Below are 18,209 nucleotides of genomic sequence, written 5' to 3' on the forward strand. Positions count from 1 at the left end.
ACCGGCGGGAAAGAAACTATGTAATTAAGTACGACCGGATTCCTTTTGGAGGTACATGGTGCATTACGCGGGCGTCGACCTGGGCGCAACCAACGTCCGGGCCGTCGTCGCTGACGACGACGGAACCATCGTCGGCTCACACGAGCAAGGAACGCCGCGCGGGCCGACCGGGATCGCCGTGACCGAGGCCGTCCTCGGCGTTCTCCGGCAGGCCTGCAGGGACGCTGGCGTCGAACCCGAATCGATCACCGCCGCTGGCATCGGCTCGATCGGTCCCCTGGATCTCGCCGAGGGGGCAGTGATGGATCCGGCGAACCTCCCGAACACGATCGATCGAATCCCCCTCACCGGGCCGGTCGAGAAACTGATCGACAGCGACGAGGTCTACCTACACAACGATACGAACGCGGGCGTCATCGGCGAGCGTTTCTACAGCGACCGCAACCCGGACGACATGGCGTATCTGACCATCTCGAGCGGGGTCGGTGCCGGCGTCTGCGTCGACGGGAACGTGCTCTCGGGCTGGGACGGCAACGCCGGCGAGGTCGGCCACATGGTGGTCGACCCGCAGGGACAGCTCACCTGTGGCTGTGGGAAGGACGGCCACTGGGAAGCGTACTGTTCGGGGAACAACATTCCCAGGTACACGAAGTGGATCCATCAGGAGGATCCCATCGACACTGCCCTGCCGGTTCAGGATCCCGAGTTCAGCGCGGCGGACGTCTTCGAGTACGCGGGCGAGGACCCGCTTGCCGATCACGTCATCGACCAGGTCGCTCACTGGAACGCAATGGGCGTCGCCAACATCATTCACGCGTACGCCCCGCTGGTCATCTACGTCGGCGGTGCAGTTGCGCTCAACAACGAAGAACTCGTGCTCGGCCCGCTCAAAGAGGAACTCCCCGAAATGGTGTTCACCAACGTTCCGGAGGTCCAGTTGACGACGCTGGGCGACGAAGTCGTGGTCAAGGGTGCGCTCGCGAGCGCGCTGACCCGCGGCACCGGCGACCGCGCGAAGCTACACTGACCGCGGGGTTTATTTCTCTCTCGTCCGGACCATTCGTATGCGCCGCCGAACCCTCCTCCGTGCCGGTGCGGGTGTCCTTGCTGGAACCGCTGTGGGACGTGTGGCCGCACAGGAACGGGACGGCTACGAACCGATGGGTAGTGTCGAGATTCCGGGTGCGAAAGAGGCCGCGATCACCGACGACGGCGAGATTGCCTACGTGGCCGCGGGCGACGGCTTCGTCACCGTCGATCTCTCCGATCCCACAGCGCCAGCCGTACTCAACGAAGAGCGGGGCATCCCCTCGGACGATCCGCTCGACGGCATCTGGGACCTCTGGCCGGACGGTGATCGGCTGGTCGTCGCCGGTCCCGCGAACCGCACCTTCGCGACGCCGACGGTCCTACTCTACGACGTGAGCGACCCGGCAAATCCCGTCGGCATCGACCTGTACGAACCGGGCTATCCGATCCACAACACCTTCTTCGAGGACGGTATCGTCTATCTCACGCAGCACGGCGACGAGGGGAATCCGATCGCACTCGTCGACACGGCAGAGGACGAACTAACCGAACTCGCGCGGTGGTCCTTACTCGATCACGAGGACGACTGGAGCGGCGTCAGCCAGCGGCTCTACCCGATCCACGACATCTACGTACAGGGTGAGCTCGCCTACCTTTCCTACTGGGACGCCGGCGTCTGGGTCCTCGACGTGAGCGATCCGAGCGCTCCGGAGTACGTCAACCATTTCGGCGACTACTCGCGCGAGGAACTCGAATCGATGAGCCAGGAGCGATCGCTCTGGGAGCCGTTCGCTCCGCCAGGCAACGCTCATTACTGTCAAGTCAACGAGGAGGGAACCGTACTGGGCGTCAGCAAGGAAGCCTGGACGACGACCGACGAAAACGACGAACCGGTCGGCGGCCCCGGCGGTATCGACCTCTGGGACGTCACGGACCCGACCGATCCGGAGCGTCTCTCGCGTATCGAGCCGCCGGAGTCGTACGACAACACCCAGCAGGGACAGTTTACGACCGCACACAACTTCGACCTGGTCGGGGACCGGCTGTACTCGTCGTGGTACTTCGGTGGCGTCAAAGTTCACGACGTGAGCAACCCGGCGAATCCGGCGGAACTGGTCTGGTGGCGAGAGCCCGACGAGGCCGTCTTCTGGACCGCGCAGGTCGGCGTTCCCGGGGACTTCTTCGTCGGCAGCAGCGGGGAGAGCGACGGCGGGTTTCAGCTTGCTACGACCGGCGCGCTGTACACGTTCCCCGACGAGGCGGGCGAACAAGCGTCGCCGCCGTCGCTCGTCGACTCGGCTGCGACCGGCTCTGACCAGGACGACGACAGCGCGAGCGAGAACGACGAGGGTACCGAAGACGACAGTGCGAGCGAGAACGACGAGGAAACCGATACCGAAGACGACACAGACGGCGACGACGGCTCAACTGAGTCGGACGACGATTCTATCCCCGGCTTCGGCGTCGGAGCCGGGGTTGCAGGCATCGGCCTGGCCGCCTGGCGCCACGCAACACGTAGTGACGACGGGGAGTAACATCGTAAACCATGATGGTTAGACGTCCAGACGGCCGAAACCCGAACCCTTTCCGTTCTCCGCTGTGTACTAGGTGATAATGAGTACCGAAGCGTCCGAGGAGACGGACGACGGGGAGAGCCTGGCCGACGAAATCGAAAGCTGGCTGGTAAAACAGATGCCGATCATCCAGATGCACGGCGGAACCAGCAACGTCCGCAAGGCAGACCCCGAGGACGGCGAAGTGATTATCGAACTCGGTGGCGGCTGTTCGGGCTGTGACGTCGCCGACATCACTTCCGGAAACATCGAGGCCGAACTGCTCAAGAAGTATCCCGAGGTCAAAGACGTCACCGTCCGAGTCCCCGACTCGGGCGAGGCCTTCGGCATTGACCAGCAAGAGAGCATTATGGGCGTCGACCGAACCGAAGGCGGTCGTGGCGACGTCAAAGGCAGCCGCTGGTAACACGTCGCTTTCCCGCGAACTGGCCGTATCCACTGACTATCTGGTTCCCTTGTGAGTATCTGACTTGGCCTGGTTTTCAGTTACTGGGAACGTGAATCCCCCCTTATATACCACCGTCATAGAGCAGTAAGTGATGACAGATAATATCGGTGCGCCAGGAACGAAGTTCTCGCGACGTGACCTCATGCGTGCAACCGGATCCGCGGGGCTGCTGGGCCTGGCAGGCTGTTCGACTCCATCGTCGGATGCTCCATCCAGTTTGGACCAGCAGCAAAAGGTCAAGCAAAGTGGACTATCGCCCGCCGGAGCGCCGCAGGTCGTCGACGTCACCGAGCAGAACAATCAGGTGACCCTGCGGTCGGTCACCTCGACGCTTCCGGCACACCCCGGAGAAGCGATGGGTGGCCCCGTCGAACTCCCCAGAGTGTGGGCGTGGCAGGCCGACGACCGCGAACCGAGCGTCCCCGGCCCCGTCATCAGAACGACGGAGGGCGAAGACGTCGAAGTGACCCTCGACAACACGGAGGCCAACATGCCCCACACCGTGCACTTCCACGGGGTCAGCAAGACCTGGGAGAACGACGGCGTCCCGACGACCACCGGGATCACAGTCATGCCCGGCGAGGAACACACCTACGAGATTCCCGCTAACGTCCCCGGGACGCATCTGTACCACTGCCACTACAACACCCACCGCCACATCGACATGGGCATGTACGGCGTCTTCCGGGTCGATCCGAAGGGGTACGAACCCGCCGATCAGGAGCTATTCATGACCGTCAAGGACTGGGACTCCAGGCTCAACCGGATGATGAACGGCGAGGACGTCTCCTACAGCCCTCGCGACCGGAGTCCGGACGTGTTCACGATCAACGGTCGCTCGGCGCCCCGGACGCTCCACCCCGAAGACGGTTCGCCGATCATCGTCTCGGAGGGCGATACCGTCCGCGTTCACTTCGCCAACAACGGCTACATGAGCCACCCCTTGCACACGCACAACCATCGGTTCCGCGTCGTCGAGAAGGACGGTTCTGAGATCCCCGAGGTCGCCCAGTACGACCAGGACGTGGTCAATCTCGCCCCGGCCGAACGGAAGACCATCGAGTTCGAGGCCGACGCCGATCCGGGGATCTATCTGTTACACTGTCACAAGGTCAGCCACGCGATGAACGGCACCAGCTATCCGGGCGGGATGGTCGGCGCAATCGTCTACGAGAGCGCGATGGATACCGATATCTTCGCGGGCCTGATGGATTACGCCGGCTACGAGGGCTGAAAAAACCGTACTCGCCGAAGACTACGTGGTGTCGCCGAGTTTCGTCCGGCTGATCTTGATACCTGTCGGCGTGACGATCAGTTGATCGTCGCCTTTCTGGACGATATCGCCGTCGACCTCGTCGGCGACCTGTCGCAGTTCGTCGACGACGTGTTCGACCGTGCTATCCTGCGTGCGCAGTCGCGTGATGTCGGCGATAACGAGGTCGCCGTCGTACACTGCGTCCTTGATGTCGATGACGTCTTTCTGGCCAGCGATCTCCGCGATGTGGACCTGCATCGCCGCGTCGCCCGCGACCGACTCGAAGTCGTCGAGGTCCAACTCCACGTAATCCTCGGTGCTCCGGGAGCCCCGGCCGCCGAGAATCGTACTCATGAGTCCCATACCACAACGTCTCCGTCGGAGCGGGTATAGTTCTTACGTCAGACACAGTCGCAGGAAACGGCGGGGATGGTTTTTTCGCACCGGACTCCCCACAGAGTGATATGACGTTTAGCATCTGTGTCAGAGAGGAGTACACCGACACCGAGGGCGACGAGCAGACACGCTTTGGCGTCGCCGTCACTACGAGACTGCCGGCGGTGGGGACGCTCTGTCCCTTCGCCAGCGAGAACGGCGCAGTGGCGACCCAAAGCCTCGTCAACGTCGACCTCGGGCGGGACGGTGTCCGCTATCTCGACGAGGGACTGGCAGTCGAAGACGCGCTCGAAGCCCTGCTACACGCGGACGACGGCCGGGAGAACCGCCAGCTACACGGCGTCGACGCCGACGGTTCGTTCACGTTCTCCGGCGAGGAGTGCAAAGAGTGGTTCGGCCACCACGACGGCGGGAGCTACACCGTCGCTGGCAACCTGCTGACCGGCCCGGAGGTCGTCGACAGCGTCGCCGAGAGCTACGAGGAGGTTTCACACGAGGAGGACGTAGACCCTCTCGGCGACGACAACGACCCGGCGCCGCTGGCAGAACGGCTGATCGACGTGCTGGCCGCGGGCCATGCGGAGGGTGGCGACAAACGGGAGGAGCTACCCATCCAGAGCGCCGCGCTGATCGTCGAACGAACGGAAGACAGCGAGATGGAACCGTACTACGACGACCTGCGCGTCGACGCCACGGAGACGCCGATAGCGGACCTGCAGGAAACGTACGAACTTGCTCGCGAGGGCTTTCGGGATGCAGTTGAGCGGTACGAGGACGCGTACGCAGAGGACGACCTTGACGCCGAGGACTAGACCGAGAACTCGTAGAGTTCGTCGCCGACGTGGTGGACCGACTCGACGACTTTGCCCTGCTCGCCGACCATCTCCGATCCTTCGACGAGCGCGCGGCCGATCGCGAGCACCTTGTCGTGGTTCTCCTCCGCAATCGCGACCAGATCGCCGGCCTCGATCTCCTCGTCGGCCTCGACGATACCGGGCCGCATCACGTCCGCACCGTCACTGACGAACGAGATAGCGCCACTGTCGACGGTGACGATGTGCGTCTCGGGCTCGAACCGGTTCGCGCCGCGAACGGTGAGAAACGGCTCGTCGTCGACGTACAGCACCGACGGTTCGCCGTCGACGAGCACGAGATCGAACTCCGAGTCTTTCAGTTCGACGAGTTCGTAGGTGTCGCCATCGATCTCGACGCCGAGGCCCTCGGCAATCGCCGTTTCCAGTTCGTCCACCCCGTCACTGCGCAGGTGGTGTCGCGAGTTGATTTCCATACACGGATCGAACGGCGGAAAGCGCATAAACGCCCCGGACTGTAGCGACCCCGAAAAGTGCTAAGTAGGCCGCTGTCGAAGAGAGACGTATGTGGGGCTCCGGGAATTCAAAGCAGGAATCCGTCACCTGCATCGCCTGCGGCTGTTCGATTTCGCGCGCGGAGGCACGCGAGTACGACAAGTACGGCGACCGCTGGGAACGGGACGGCAAGGAGTTCGAGTATCTCTGCAAGCAGTGTGACCACGAACTCTGTCACCAGCCACGCGACGAACTCGAAGGACTGCTCGTCGAACTCGATGCGGGGACACACGGCCAGGCCGAGTTTCTCTCCTGGTACAGTGCACTCGTCGAGGAACGCTACGGCGAGATAGAAGAGTCGTGACGGGAGAGCGGAGTCGACAGTTGCGATCGCTTTTTGCCCCATCCAGTCGTCAGCCGCGGACAGCTATCGATTTTCGCAGTTTTTCGGCTCGGCGTGACCGTTCGGTGCGTTTCGAGGGGCCTGTCACGAGGCATCCTGGATTTCGACCTGCACCGTCTCATCGGCCACCACTTCGACGGTGTATCCCTTATACTCGAAGCTAACTCGGCCCGGTTTCGATTCGTTCGGCATCGAATCGAACAGGTGTTGTAACGCCTCGGCGTCGATCACCGAATGTAACGGCGGGTGGAGATCGATCGGATCTGTACCCTCAGTTTCGGCGATTTTCTCGACGACCTGCACGCTAATCGAGTCCCGTGGCGAAGAGGTGATATTGGAACTCATACACTTTTTACCACCTATTGAACTATAAAGTTAAGGAACAGTATCGTCCGTTATCAACAGCATGAAAGTTCTTTTCTGGGAGATAGCCAGCATGAGAAGTCGAGCTATACTCATCGGCGGTTATGCCGTCTCAGAGCTATTGATCCACCAGTTCGCTTCCGAAATGATTGAACGGACTAGAGTACTCTCGGCGCAGAATCTCGGAGTGTTCGATCACCAGTCCGGTCCGGTCTAGCTCTTCGGCGACCTCTTCGACCCTCGGTGTGTCGATACAGACGACTTCGACGTGTAGATTGCTGGTTCCTCCCAACATTTCACGAACGTGGACGACACCGGGAATCTCGATCGCCTCGTTTGCCAACTCCCTCCGCTCCTGGATCGGGGCCGAACAGACGAACAGGATCTGATGTGGAATCCCCGCCGTCTCGTAGTTGATCTCCGGTTGGAACCCCTCCAGAATCTCCGCATCTCTCAGTTCCTGGAGACGGTTACTGACCGTACTCGCCGAGACATCGATTTGCTCTGCGATCTCTTCGTGGGTGAGCAGGGGCGATTCCCGTTGCAACAGTCGCAGTATCTTTCGACTCGTCTCGTCTATCTCCATACGCTAGGTTCGTCGGCCACGTAGTTGGTGTTTTTATTTAATCAGTGACCGATCGGGCCGGGTACTGCTGGAGGCAACCGGCATGTTGTTGCGTTCCAGGATGTCGAATCGCCAACCGACGCCTACTCGCAGTACGTGGCGATACGACTATCAGGCCGACACTCATACGTCAGTGCATGACCAGCGAATCTCAGTCCGAGGCCGGCACGGCCGAAGGACAGGGCCCCGTCGAGATCGATGAGGAGATGGCCCGTCATCTGGAGAACAAACGCGAGGAGCTGTTCGAGAAGTTCGAGATCCGGGACGGTTTCTCCGAGGAGATACTCGAAGAGGCCAGAGAGCGAACCGAGGGCGTCGAGCAACAGATCGCCGACGAGGTCGACGAGCGCGAGGACCTCCGTGACATGACGACCTGGACGATCGACCCGATCGACGCCCAGGACTTCGACGACGCCATCTCGATCGAGGAACACGACGACGAGTACGTGCTCTGGGTCCACATCGCCGACGTGACCCACTACGTCAACCCCGACACGAAGATGTGGGACGAAGCCGTCGAGCGGGGCAACACCGTCTATCTCCCGGCATACACCGTCCACATGCTCCCGCCGGTGCTCGCCGAGACCGTCTGCTCGCTCGTGGCCAACGAGGACCGCCTCGCACACACCGTCGAGATGCATCTGGACAAGGAGAACCTCTCCTACGAGACCATCGACATCTACAAGTCGGTCATCGAGAGCGACGCCCGCCTGACCTACGGCGAGGCCGAGACCCTGCTGGACGACCCGGAGACCGCCGACGAACTGCTCGAAGACCCCGAGGTCGACCTCGCCGAGAAGTGCGAGATGGTCTGGGAGGTCGCCGACCGGATGCACGAACAGCGCAAGGAAGACGGCTCGCTCGTCCTGAACCCCGCCCGGGACCGCGCCCACACCATCATCGAGGAGTGCATGCTGAAAGCGAACAAGGCCGTTACCCACCAGCTAATGTGGGACCGTGGCGTCGAGGCGATGTACCGGGTCCATCCCCAGCCAAGCCCCGACGAGTGGGACAAGGCGCTTCAGGAGATACAGGAACTCGACGGCGTCTCGATCCCCGCTGGCTCCTGGGACGACCCGCGCAAGGCCGTCAACGCCACCCTTGAGGAAGCGCCGGGTCGCCAACTCGACAAGATCCAGTGGGCCGTGATGAAGGTGATGCCCCGCGCGAGATACATGAACGACCCGTTCGGTGGCCACCACGCGCTCAACTTCGAGATATACGGTCACTTCACCAGCCCGATCCGCCGACTCAGCGATTTGATCAACCACTGGATCGTCTACACGAACGACGTCCCCGAGGATCTGGCCGCGCTCTGTGACCACGCCTCCGACCAGCAACAGGACGCCGAGCAGTGCGAGCGCGAGTACAAAAAGTTCCTCGAAGAGGTCGGTCTCGACGCCGCGGCGGTGAACAACCGCGGGATAGAGGTCGTCGAGTCCGAGTAGGACTCGATCGGTCGGAAACGGAAGTCGTCGACGTGATTAATAGGAACAGACGCTAGTAATCTCGTTCTACTCGGTTGATCCAGTTCCGACTCAACCCTCGCACTGGAGTATACGCTACATTACAAACTCACATAGCTGGCTTGCATCTGTATGATTCCGAAGCGTAACAGTGAACATTCTGCTGTCTCCCGCCGCGGGTTTGTTGCGGGCACCGCGGGCGTCGTCGCTGCGTCCGGCTTCGCGTCCCCCACAGCGGCGTCAGGGACTCTCTCAGTGATGACGCGGAATCTCGCGGCTGGTGTCGAGCTATTCGATCTCGACGGCGCGAGTTCGCTCGCGGACGTGCAACAGACCGCAGGACAACTGTTTGCGGATCTCAGGCGCTATCCGGTCGCCCCCCGTGCCGAGGCGATCGCCGCCGAAATAGATGCCACCAGCCCCGACGTAGTGGGGTTGCAAGAGGCCATGCTCGTTCGCACGCGACGTCCCAGCAACTTCCAGAACAACCCCTCTCCGAGTGCATCGGACGTTGTGGTCGACTTCCTCGACGCTCTCTCCACGGCGCTCGCGGAGCGTGGGCTAGAGTACGAGGTTGCGACCTCGCAGGTCACGACCGATATCGAGGTTCCGGCCGACGTCGACGAGGAGACGATCGACGTACGGCTGACCGACCGCGTGGCCGTACTCGTGCAGGCGGATACCGAGATACTCGGGACCGGTGGCGACACCTTCGAGGCGGCCCGTTCGGTATCCGTCGGTGGACTCACGGCCGATATCAACCGTGGGTACTGCACGGTAGACGTATCGCTCGACGACGCAGACGTCACCGTCGCCAGTACCCATCTCGAACCGTCCGAAGCCTCCTCGCGACGCGGCCAGGCCGGTGAACTGGTCGAGGTGCTCCCGACGGACCGCCCGGTCGTGCTCGCTGGCGATTTCAACAGTGGCCCCGGCGCGGAGACCGCTACCTACGAGTTGCTGACGGAGTCGTTCTGGGACGCGCACACTACGTTGCGGCCGACCGCCGACGGCTACACGTGCTGTCAGGAGGACGACTTGACAAACGACGAATCACAGCTCTCGCGACGCGTCGATGCCGTCCTCTACCGCGGTGGTGCCGACCCGACCGCCATCGAACGCGTCGGCGCTGCTACCGACGATCGCGTATCTCTCGACGACGAATCAGTTACTCTCTGGCCGTCCGATCACGCCGGCGTCGTCGCCACCTTCGAGATAGACCCGACGGTGGATCCCGAACAGACGGCCCCTTCGGGCAGTTCCGAGCAGGAGTCCGACGATAGACTCACGGGATTCGGTATCGTCGGAACCATCACTGCCCTCTTACTCGCCGTTCTGGGACGGAGTAGCCGGGGCGACGGAGATCACGAGACGGACGACTGACGACGTACTACTCGCCCAGCCACGCGTCCGTGATCCGAAGACGTCCCCGCGTGCCCTCCCACTCAGTTTCGTACTCTAGCTCGATCGGCTGATCCATGTGCGGGCCGTCGGTCACCAGCGTCTCGAACTCGCCGCCCTCGCCGAGGATGTGGACGCCGTACTCGTCGTGCAGTGTCTCCAGTTCGTCCAGCGCGTCGGCGTCGAGTCGCCGTCCGAGCCAGGATTCGTCGAGGCCACCGGCGGCGACCTGGACGATCCGAATCTCGAAGCCGGCATCGAGCATCTCGTCGGCGAGCGTTCTGGGGTCGCGCTGCCAGAGCGGCGCGAAGAGTTCGATGCCGAGGCGCTCGGCCATCGCCTCGATCCGACTGGTCTGGAACTCGCTTTCGACAGCGCCGGCGGTGACGCCCGCGACGCCACCCTCCAGTTCGGCGTCGAGGTCTTCGAGCGCGGCCTCCAGGGGTTCGACCTCGCGGTCGCCCTGCGCGCCCGAGTCCTCGGCCGCGTCGGCGTCGAGGTCGTCGGGGTAGACATCGATCAGCGGGATGCCGACGCTCTCGGCGGCCAGGGTCGCGAGATCGGTCGCCGGGACGTGGTACATGTACGAGTCACCGCCGGGGTGGACCGTCAGCAGTCGACCGACCGGCAGGTCGCGTTCGAGTGCCTGGTACAGTGCCCACGAGGAGTCCTTCCCGCCGGAGTAGAGGCTCACCCAGTGGCCGTCGGCAGGACCGCTGTCGTCGCTCATACAGCCAGTACCGACCACGTGGGCAAATGCCCGTCGAAGGCGTCACGCCTCCGCTTCCGCGACATCCGCGTCCTCTAACCTGGAACCGGAGAAGTACATCGCGACGCGGATACCGACGACGCTAATCAGCACGCCGAGCAGGACGAAGACGCCGAGTCGGTTACCCACACTCAGCGCGAACCCCTCGACAGAGACGACGCCAAGCGAGACGTCGGGCATCTCGAAGGGGCCAATCCGGCCGCCGCGTTCGAGAAAGTACGCGGAGAAGCCGCGGACGACCAGTCCGATGCCGATGACGACGAACGGGAGATTGAGAAACGAGGGGCGGACGTTCTCGTCCTGGATGACCTCGTCGAGCAGTCGCCCGGTACTGGCGGCCAGCGCGGCCAGCGCTAGCCACGGAACGCTGGCGTAGGCGAACATCATCGACTGGATGAACGCGCTCCCGGGATCGGAGAGTTCGGAGACGGCGAGGACGCCGGCGAACACACCGACGAGTGTCAGCCCCGCCGCGACGACGTAGGTGACGACCGACACCTGCCCGGAGTACAGCGAGTCTCGGGCCTGCCGTGCGAGCCGAGTGAGATACTCGTCGATACCGATCCCCTTGTACAGCAGGAAGGTGCCGATGACAGTCGTGATCGTCGCCAGTGCCATTGCCGGGCCAGCAACGATCGAGAGCGCCGGAAAGACGATCAGCGCCAGGCCGATTGGCACCAGCGTCGTCTGTCGGAGTTCCTCGTCAGCCAGGAACTGCTTGAGTAGGTAGTACGTCGACTCGATATCCCGGGCCTGCCGCACCACGACGCGGTCCACCGAGTCGACCCGGAGACGGCTCTCGACGACGGGAACGAGCCGTTCGTCTTGGGCACTGTCGATGACGACGATTGCGGACTCCACGTCGTACTCCTCGATCAGGTCGTCGAGTTGGCGGGCGACTGCCCGATCCGCGCTAACCATCGAATCGCTGGCACCGGAGACGACCGCGACGACGGCGTCGTCGTGATCGTCGCGTAGCTCACGGGTCACCCGCAGGGACTCCAGCAGACTGTTGACCGAGGAGTCCTCCGGATCGGCAAGCCCCATATCGATCACCAGCGATTGAACGGCTTCCCACCCCGCGACGGGAGTCGAGAGTCCTGTCTTGCGGCCGACATCGTCGGTCCGGTCGACACAGACGACCAGCGTTGTCACTATGTACTCATCATGTACGGGGGGCAATAAAAACTCCTACGACCGTTCACCGGAACTGGATGTCGACCTCGCCGTCCTCACCGAGAACGCCGGCGACGCCCGCGCCGAGCGAGTACGCAACCGCGCTCGCGCCGCCGCGAAGCCGTGCGGGGAGGCCACGCTCCGGTTCGAACTCTTTGACGTCGACCGAGTCGGCCTCTATCCGGTCGACCAGCGCGTCCTGCACGTCCTCGCCAGTCCCGAGTTCGTCGACCAGCCCGATGCCGAGGGCCTCCTCGCCGAGGTAGATCCGGGCTTCCGTCTCTCGGATCGTCTCCTCGTCCAGGTCACGCCCCGCCGCAACCCGGTCGACGAAGTTGCCGTACAGGTCGTCGATCAGGCTCTGGAGATACTCGCGTTCTTCCTCCTCGAACTCCTTGAGGGGCGTCCCGGCGTCCTTGTACTCGCCCGCGGTGAGCTGTTCGTAGGAGACACCGACCTTGTCGGCCAGTTCGCTCGCGTTGACTCGCGAGCCGATCACGCCGATGCTGCCGACGATACTCATGTCTCGCGCCCAGAGTTCGTCACAGCCACAGGCGATCCAGTAGCCGCCGCTCGCGCAGGTGTCCTGCGCGTAGGCGACCGTCGGCCCGTCGAACTCCTCGGCCGCGATTCGGATGTCGTCGCTCGGAACGACCTCGCCGCCGGGCGTGTTGAGCCGTACCAGCAGCGCCTCGACGTTGTCGTCCGCATCGGCCCGTTCGATCTGGTCGACGATGTCGTCGGCCGGCGTCGAAATGGGCTGTGTGGGTAGCGGTCCGCCGCCTCCGTCGCGCGTGATCGGCCCCTCGACGGCGACCTCGGCGACGTTGTAGCCGGGGAACAGCGAGCTAGCGGCGTTGCCGGCGAGTTTGATGCCGACGCCGACGGCTCCCAGTGCGAGCAGGATACCGAGCAGTTCAGCCGTCGAATCCGGGACGACCACGAACAGTTCATAGCCGATGAGGCCTGCAATCACTGCGCCGATCAGTACGATCCCAACCTGTGCCAGCATCCGAAGCGGATTATCCACTGGCAACACCTCCTGTCATACTCCGGTGTAGGTGGTCGGTCGGTGATAAAACCACGATACTCGACTGGCTAGGTGGCAGGCGCGACAGTCGGCGATGCCACTGGTCAGTCACGATCAGAAACGCCGCAGAGAATCAGCAGATACCGATTACAGTCGACCCGCCTTCTGCAGCTTCATCAGGTCCTCGGTTTCGAGGGTCTCGCCATCTTTGAACCGCTCGTAGATCTCTTCGGCTTCCTGCTCGACTTCCTCTTTTTCCTTCTCGCGCTCGGTCTTGCGCTCTTCTTCTTCCTCTTTGTCGAGTTCGCGCAGGCGCTTCTGGACGCGGACGAAGTCTTCGTGGTGCTGGTCGGCCGCTTCCTGGGCCTCGACGAAGAGTTCGTGCATCTCGTCGGCGTCGTCGCGGATGTCGTCAGCCTCGCGGTAGGCCTCGATCATCTGGTTGTGATGTTCCTGGGCCTTGTCAGCGAGTTCGGTGACTTTCTGGTGGTGCTGGGAGGCCTCCGATCGGACTTCCTCGGCTTCCTCGACGAGGTCGTCTAGCTCGTCGTTCTGGTTGAGTTTGTCCTTGCGCTGGCTATACTCCTCGCGTTTGGCCTCGATCTTCTCGATAAGCTCGCGTTCGTCCTCGGTGCTGAGAACTTCTGTCTGCTGTTTAAATTCGAGCTCCTCGATCTCCTCTTCGAGATCCTCGAGGTCCTTGCCCTCGTCGAGTTCGAGGTCGGACTTCATTTCCTCGACCTTGTCGAACAGCTCGTTTGCTTTCGCGTTGAGCTCGTTCCGGCTCTCTTTGTGCTCCTGAACCTTCTCGTTAAGCTCGTCGCGTTTCTCGCGGTGTTCCTGTGCCTCGTCGACCTTCTCACGCGTCTTCGCGTTGAGTTCGTCCCGTTTCGAGGCTCGGTCCGATGCGAGCTGGTTCAGCTCGTTACGTCGGTCCCGTAGCTGACCGGCGATTTTAATGAGCTGTCCTTTTGAATTGTTTTCGAGCTGTTCTTCTGTTAGTTCGACGTTGTCTGAATCGTCGAGTTGTTGTGCGTCTACCATGTGTTGTTCAAACCTCTGTGCCATACCCGCACCGGTGAGTAGCAATCGCTCAGACGAACTGTGACGGGTCGATAATAAGCAGTTCCTGTCATGTTGGTCTGCGAGCGATACTACCCGAACGCCGGTGACGTTCTGGTATCTCCTACTACTGTCCCATCCAATTTAAAAGTATCGGTGATTATCAGGGTGAAAATAGCTAGCACGGGGCCTGAGAAGACGTGTTAGCCGTTACCAAGACATTAGCGTAGTATATAAACCCCACACTCGTAATCGAGGGGATATATCACCGAGCGGAACCCCCCCGGCGCTCACGACAACTGGTACCGGTTCCGAACGTCAAGCCCGTCTCCTGTCAGATGGAGCCGAAGGTCGTCGGCGTCCCTATCGATCTTCGCACCGCCGGCCGAAGCGCGTGACAGCGGCTCTACGTCGATATCGACCGTCCCCGTCCGGCTCCCTGCTACCCACTCGACGGTCCCCGAGACGTGATCGTGCGTGTCGTTGAGAAGCGTCAGACCGACGGCACCCCCCGTCGGTGGCTCGTCCGCGACGACCTGCACGGGTTCGTAAGCCGCCGCAATCGCGTCGAAACTCGCTTTCTCGTGGCCGGCCGCGTCGACGACACCCATTCCCCCGCCGGGACGGACGTCCTGCAGCGAGAAGGCGGCGAGCAAGTCGGTGCCGTCCCGCCGCAAGGCCTCGACGACGTGTTTGAGGGTCCGTCCCTGCTCGCGCTGGGTCTCGACCGGTGTCCCATCGAGTCCCTCGAACGCCGCGTGGACGCCGGGGGAATCGTCGACATCGGTTAGCGACCCCGCGCCGAACTCCGTCACTACATCGCCGATACCCGGGTAGGTGTCGGTGAGCCAGCCGATATCCCCGGCGGTGCCGTACTCCCAGCCAGGATAGAGATGTGCGGCGTCGGGGGCCGTCCCGGGTGGTCCGGAGACGGGGAAAACGGGCCGGTCCGTCTCCATGCCGTCCGCGACGGCGTCGGCGGAGGTCCGATCGAATGAGGTTCGCCACGCGCGCCAGCGTACTCGCGTCCGCGCGACTCGACCCGACCCGAGCGGCGTGTCGAACGGCGAGCGTGGATCGTCGTGGACGCCGTATGCGGCGACGCTCGGATACGACTCACAGGCCTCTCCGAGCGCCGATCCGACCTCGATACCGCGTTCGGGATCGTACTCGACCGGCCCGGTCAGCGGGAGATCCTGCCAGACGAGTAGACCGGCCTCGTCGCAGGCCTCGTAGAACTCGGGTGATGGCACGTGTGCGTGCGCCCGGAGGAGGTTGGCGTTGGCGTCGAGTGCCCGCTCGACCGTCTCCCCGGGATCGGCACCCGGCAGGACGTTGAACCCCCGGGCTGGCACCGAACGCCCGTTGACCAGCAGTCCGTCCTCGTCGTAGGTGATCCTACTGAACCCGGTCGTGGCGACCCGTTCTTGCTCGCCGAGTTTGGCGTGGACGGCGTACCGATGCTGTGAGCCGAACCCGCGTGGCCACCAGAACTTCGGGTCGCGGACGTCGATTCGCCGTTCGACCACGACGCGCTCGCCGGCCGCGGCCTCCACGTGAGCGCGCTCCATCGTACCGCCGCCGCGAAAGCCCTCCGGCCGGAGCGAGAGGGTGATCCGGTCGTCGACCGGTTCGGCCGCGTCGACGGTGATCGACGCGTGGATCGCCGCACCGTCGTCGCCCAGTTGGGGGGTTACCGACAGATCCGTGATGGCGACGGGCCCGTGTGGCTCGACCGTTGCATCCCACCAGATCCCGGGCACACGTCGGTCCGCAGGGAGCAGATCGGTCTCGTAGATGCCCCCGAACGCGTCGGTCGGTCGACGACATTCGACCACGAGTTCGTTCTCCTGAGACGGCTCGAACTCGAACCGTGCGGGGGTAAAATACGACTCGTGGCTTCCGAGAAAGGTTCCATCGAGCCAGATCCGTGTGCGCCCGTAAAGCCCGTTCAGTTCGAGGGTCGCCCGCGTTTCGTCCGCGTCACGGGGATCCGAGAAGGTCGTCCTGTATGCCACGGCGTCCGCCCCAGCCAGCGCAGTCGGACGGCCAGGCACCGCAACTGGCTGGGGGTTCTCCATGGTCGGTGGCTCGTTCTCTTCGTTCGGTTCGACCGGCGTTGCCAGCCACTGACCCAACATTGTTACCAGCCAGTGTCCGGCACCGAAATAGGTCTTGCCCTCCCCGGTTCGTCTTCACTTTCGCTTTTACTTTCACTTTCACTCCGGGGACGGCTTAGTTTAACTATGATCGGGAGAGCAGTCGGTAGTATGCTCGAACAGCTAAACTGTGCGTGCGAGGCCGATGGTTGCGACGTCGCGCTCGGCGATGAGCACCTGATGCTCTCGATGCGGACCGACGCCGGAACCCGCCGTGCGTACGAGTGCGACTGCGGCGCGGTGACGGTCACCGTCGTCCAAGACTGACCGAATCCCGCCGGAGATGAACGGCCTGAAGACCCCCCTCGGGCTATCCAGCCGTATGGAAGAACGCATCTCCGCTGTCGGTCACGAGCACGTCAGCGCCGACCACGCCAGCACGTTCGAGGTGACGACTGACGACTTTCTCACCCCTGCAGGCGACTGTATCCTCGCTATCGACGCCGACCGAGCGCCAGCATCCTTCGACGACGCGTTCGTCGAGGCCTGCCAGGACGCCGACGCGACGATCACGGCAACAGTCGACGTCGACGGTCTGACTCAGTCCGTGACCGGCAGCGGCCATCCCGAACTCAACTTCGAGAGCGACCGCAGCGCCGTTGCCCGCGCGAGCGAGTACGTCGACGAGCGGACGGTGATGGTGAACGCGGAGTACGGCGCAATCGGCATCGACGACGAGATAGTCGACGCGCTTGCTGGCGGCGCGGAGCTAACGCTGACACTCGTCGTCAAGTGAGACCGGCGGGTCGAACCGCGGTACGCCTCAGGTTTATATACGAACCCGCGGCGACGGGCGGTATGCCCCAGCGAACTGCCGCGACGACGGGCAAGGCGGGTGTGTGACGCCCCGCGTCGCGGCGGCCCTGTCACCTGTTCGCCAGAGTGCCAGTAGCGACACCTGGTAGCCGACCGGCTACAGACCGGTCGGCTCGTCGATGAACGTCGTCGTCAGTCCCCACTCCTCGGCGAGCGACTGCAAGTTCCGAACGCCGAAGGTCTCCGTCGCGTAGTGGCCCGCGAGAACGACGGTGATCCCGTGCTCGCGTGCGAGGTGGTACGCCTTCTGCTTGCCCTCGCCCGTAACCAGCGCGTCGGCACCGCTTTCGGCGGCCGCGCCGAGCCAGTCGACGCCGCTGCCGGTGACGACCGCTACCTCCTCGATCCGGTCCGGGCCGAACGCGAGCGTCTGGACGTCGCCCGCGCCCGTGTCCAGCGACTGCTCCAGCGAGTCGGCCAGTGCGGCCGGAGTGATCGGCTCGCCGCGACGCCCACGCTGTCCGATATACTCCCCGCCAACCGTGCCGAACGGCTCGCGATCAGCTAGCTCTAGCAGGTCGGCGATTCCCGCGGCGTTGCCCAGTTCCTGGTGCCCGTCAAGCGGGAGATGGGACACATAGAGGGCGATATCGTTCTCGATCAGCGCTTCGATCCGGTCGTACTCGGGACCGGTGACGTGCTCCATCCCGCCGAACACGACGCCGTGGTGGGTGACCATCGCGTTGGCTCCGGCCGCGGCGGCCCGCTCGATGGTCTCGACTCCAGCATCCACCGCGAACGCGACGTGCTCGATCGATCCTTCCTCGGGACCGACCTGCAGGCCGTTCGCACTGGCGTCGACATCCGCGTACGCGTCGGTGTCGAGGCGGTCGTCGAACCGCTCGACGAGTTCGGTCAGTTGCATGGCTGTCGGTTCGGGAAGCGGGAGAAAGGGCGTTGTGGTCTGGATCGGACTGCTCTCCCCGCGAA

At 63.2% G+C, this 18,209-nt stretch carries 20 protein-coding genes; 10 read left to right on the forward strand and 10 right to left on the reverse strand.

The features are described from left to right. Positions 1–55 precede the first annotated feature (55 nt). The 4 genes from ACFQL3_RS13400 (at position 56) to ACFQL3_RS13415 (ending at position 4,285) form a co-directional block, all read left to right on the forward strand. Positions 56–1,027: an ROK family protein gene (locus ACFQL3_RS13400; RefSeq protein ID WP_377055107.1), complete on the forward strand. Its 972-nt coding sequence runs from the start codon at positions 56–58 to the stop codon at positions 1,025–1,027. Positions 1,028–1,064: 37 nt separating this feature from the next. After that, complete coding sequence (locus ACFQL3_RS13405; protein WP_377055109.1) at positions 1,065–2,564, forward strand: LVIVD repeat-containing protein; 1,500 nt, start codon at positions 1,065–1,067, stop codon at positions 2,562–2,564. Positions 2,565–2,643: 79 nt separating this feature from the next. Continuing rightward, positions 2,644–3,009 (forward strand): NifU family protein, encoded by a 366-nt coding sequence (locus ACFQL3_RS13410; protein ID WP_377055111.1) that lies wholly within the window; start codon positions 2,644–2,646, stop codon positions 3,007–3,009. Between the two features lie 133 nt (positions 3,010–3,142). Further along, on the forward strand, positions 3,143–4,285 hold the full coding sequence (locus tag ACFQL3_RS13415) for a multicopper oxidase domain-containing protein (protein WP_377055113.1): 1,143 nt from the start codon (positions 3,143–3,145) through the stop codon (positions 4,283–4,285). A gap of 21 nt (positions 4,286–4,306) precedes the next feature. Here ACFQL3_RS13415 and sepF read toward each other — a convergent pair whose 3' ends face one another. Then, complete coding sequence (gene sepF, locus ACFQL3_RS13420) at positions 4,307–4,669, reverse strand: cell division protein SepF (protein ID WP_377055115.1); 363 nt, start codon at positions 4,667–4,669, stop codon at positions 4,307–4,309. Positions 4,670–4,770: 101 nt separating this feature from the next. Between sepF and ACFQL3_RS13425 the strand changes: the two genes are divergently transcribed. Continuing rightward, a complete protein-coding gene (locus tag ACFQL3_RS13425; RefSeq protein WP_377055117.1) occupies positions 4,771–5,514 on the forward strand; it encodes a DUF1028 domain-containing protein in 744 nt (247 codons plus the stop codon). Here ACFQL3_RS13425 and ACFQL3_RS13430 read toward each other — a convergent pair. Further along, positions 5,511–5,990: an RNA-binding protein gene (locus ACFQL3_RS13430; protein ID WP_377055119.1), complete on the reverse strand. Its 480-nt coding sequence runs from the start codon at positions 5,988–5,990 to the stop codon at positions 5,511–5,513. The genes ACFQL3_RS13425 and ACFQL3_RS13430 overlap by 4 nt on opposite strands. An 89-nt stretch (positions 5,991–6,079) precedes the next feature. On the opposite strand from ACFQL3_RS13430, the gene ACFQL3_RS13435 reads away from it, so the two are divergent. After that, entirely contained in the window at positions 6,080–6,373 is a 294-nt protein-coding gene (locus ACFQL3_RS13435; protein WP_377055121.1) for a DUF7562 family protein, read from the forward strand. Between the two features lie 123 nt (positions 6,374–6,496). Here ACFQL3_RS13435 and ACFQL3_RS13440 read toward each other — a convergent pair whose 3' ends face one another. Together ACFQL3_RS13440 and ACFQL3_RS13445 are read right to left on the reverse strand one after the other, a co-directional pair. Then, positions 6,497–6,757: a HalOD1 output domain-containing protein gene (locus ACFQL3_RS13440; RefSeq protein ID WP_377055123.1), complete on the reverse strand. Its 261-nt coding sequence runs from the start codon at positions 6,755–6,757 to the stop codon at positions 6,497–6,499. A gap of 136 nt (positions 6,758–6,893) precedes the next feature. After that, the gene (locus ACFQL3_RS13445; RefSeq protein WP_377055125.1) at positions 6,894–7,361 is read right to left on the reverse strand and encodes an Lrp/AsnC family transcriptional regulator; all 468 of its coding nucleotides are present in this window, start codon (positions 7,359–7,361) and stop codon (positions 6,894–6,896) included. A 176-nt stretch (positions 7,362–7,537) separates the two neighbouring features. Between ACFQL3_RS13445 and ACFQL3_RS13450 the strand changes: the two genes are divergently transcribed. Next, positions 7,538–8,848 (forward strand): ribonuclease catalytic domain-containing protein, encoded by a 1,311-nt coding sequence (locus tag ACFQL3_RS13450; RefSeq protein WP_377055127.1) that lies wholly within the window; start codon positions 7,538–7,540, stop codon positions 8,846–8,848. 276 nt (positions 8,849–9,124) lie between these two features. Further along, positions 9,125–10,249, forward strand: coding sequence for an endonuclease/exonuclease/phosphatase family protein (locus tag ACFQL3_RS13455; protein ID WP_377055129.1), 1,125 nt, complete (start codon positions 9,125–9,127; stop codon positions 10,247–10,249). A gap of 7 nt (positions 10,250–10,256) precedes the next feature. Here ACFQL3_RS13455 and ACFQL3_RS13460 read toward each other — a convergent pair whose 3' ends face one another. The 5 genes from ACFQL3_RS13460 to ACFQL3_RS13480 all read right to left on the reverse strand — a co-directional run bounded on the left by ACFQL3_RS13460 (position 10,257) and on the right by ACFQL3_RS13480 (position 16,445). Next, positions 10,257–10,997: a diphthine--ammonia ligase gene (locus ACFQL3_RS13460; protein ID WP_377055131.1), complete on the reverse strand. Its 741-nt coding sequence runs from the start codon at positions 10,995–10,997 to the stop codon at positions 10,257–10,259. A 42-nt stretch (positions 10,998–11,039) separates the two neighbouring features. Beyond that, the gene (locus ACFQL3_RS13465; protein WP_377055133.1) at positions 11,040–12,191 is read right to left on the reverse strand and encodes a DUF373 family protein; all 1,152 of its coding nucleotides are present in this window, start codon (positions 12,189–12,191) and stop codon (positions 11,040–11,042) included. Positions 12,192–12,237: 46 nt separating this feature from the next. Then, on the reverse strand, positions 12,238–13,224 hold the full coding sequence (sppA, locus tag ACFQL3_RS13470) for a signal peptide peptidase SppA (RefSeq protein ID WP_377057106.1): 987 nt from the start codon (positions 13,222–13,224) through the stop codon (positions 12,238–12,240). Positions 13,225–13,389: 165 nt separating this feature from the next. Next, a complete protein-coding gene (locus ACFQL3_RS13475) occupies positions 13,390–14,286 on the reverse strand; it encodes a coiled-coil protein (RefSeq protein WP_377055135.1) in 897 nt (298 codons plus the stop codon). Positions 14,287–14,594: 308 nt separating this feature from the next. Further along, complete coding sequence (locus ACFQL3_RS13480; RefSeq protein ID WP_377055137.1) at positions 14,595–16,445, reverse strand: glycoside hydrolase family 2; 1,851 nt, start codon at positions 16,443–16,445, stop codon at positions 14,595–14,597. A gap of 105 nt (positions 16,446–16,550) precedes the next feature. Between ACFQL3_RS13480 and ACFQL3_RS13485 the strand changes: the two genes are divergently transcribed. Together ACFQL3_RS13485 and ACFQL3_RS13490 are read left to right on the forward strand one after the other, a co-directional pair. Continuing rightward, positions 16,551–16,730 (forward strand): hypothetical protein, encoded by a 180-nt coding sequence (locus tag ACFQL3_RS13485; protein WP_377057151.1) that lies wholly within the window; start codon positions 16,551–16,553, stop codon positions 16,728–16,730. Between the two features lie 55 nt (positions 16,731–16,785). Continuing rightward, positions 16,786–17,199 carry a DUF371 domain-containing protein gene (locus ACFQL3_RS13490; RefSeq protein ID WP_377055139.1) on the forward strand — a complete coding sequence of 138 codons (414 nt, stop codon included), beginning with the start codon at positions 16,786–16,788 and terminating at the stop codon, positions 17,197–17,199. Between the two features lie 177 nt (positions 17,200–17,376). Here ACFQL3_RS13490 and ACFQL3_RS13495 read toward each other — a convergent pair whose 3' ends face one another. Then, positions 17,377–18,144 carry a Nif3-like dinuclear metal center hexameric protein gene (locus ACFQL3_RS13495; protein ID WP_377055141.1) on the reverse strand — a complete coding sequence of 256 codons (768 nt, stop codon included), beginning with the start codon at positions 18,142–18,144 and terminating at the stop codon, positions 17,377–17,379. Positions 18,145–18,209 lie beyond the last annotated feature (65 nt).

The sequence above is a fragment of the Natronoarchaeum sp. GCM10025321 genome (genome assembly GCF_042663585.1).
Lineage (GTDB): Archaea > Halobacteriota > Halobacteria > Halobacteriales > Natronoarchaeaceae > Natranaeroarchaeum.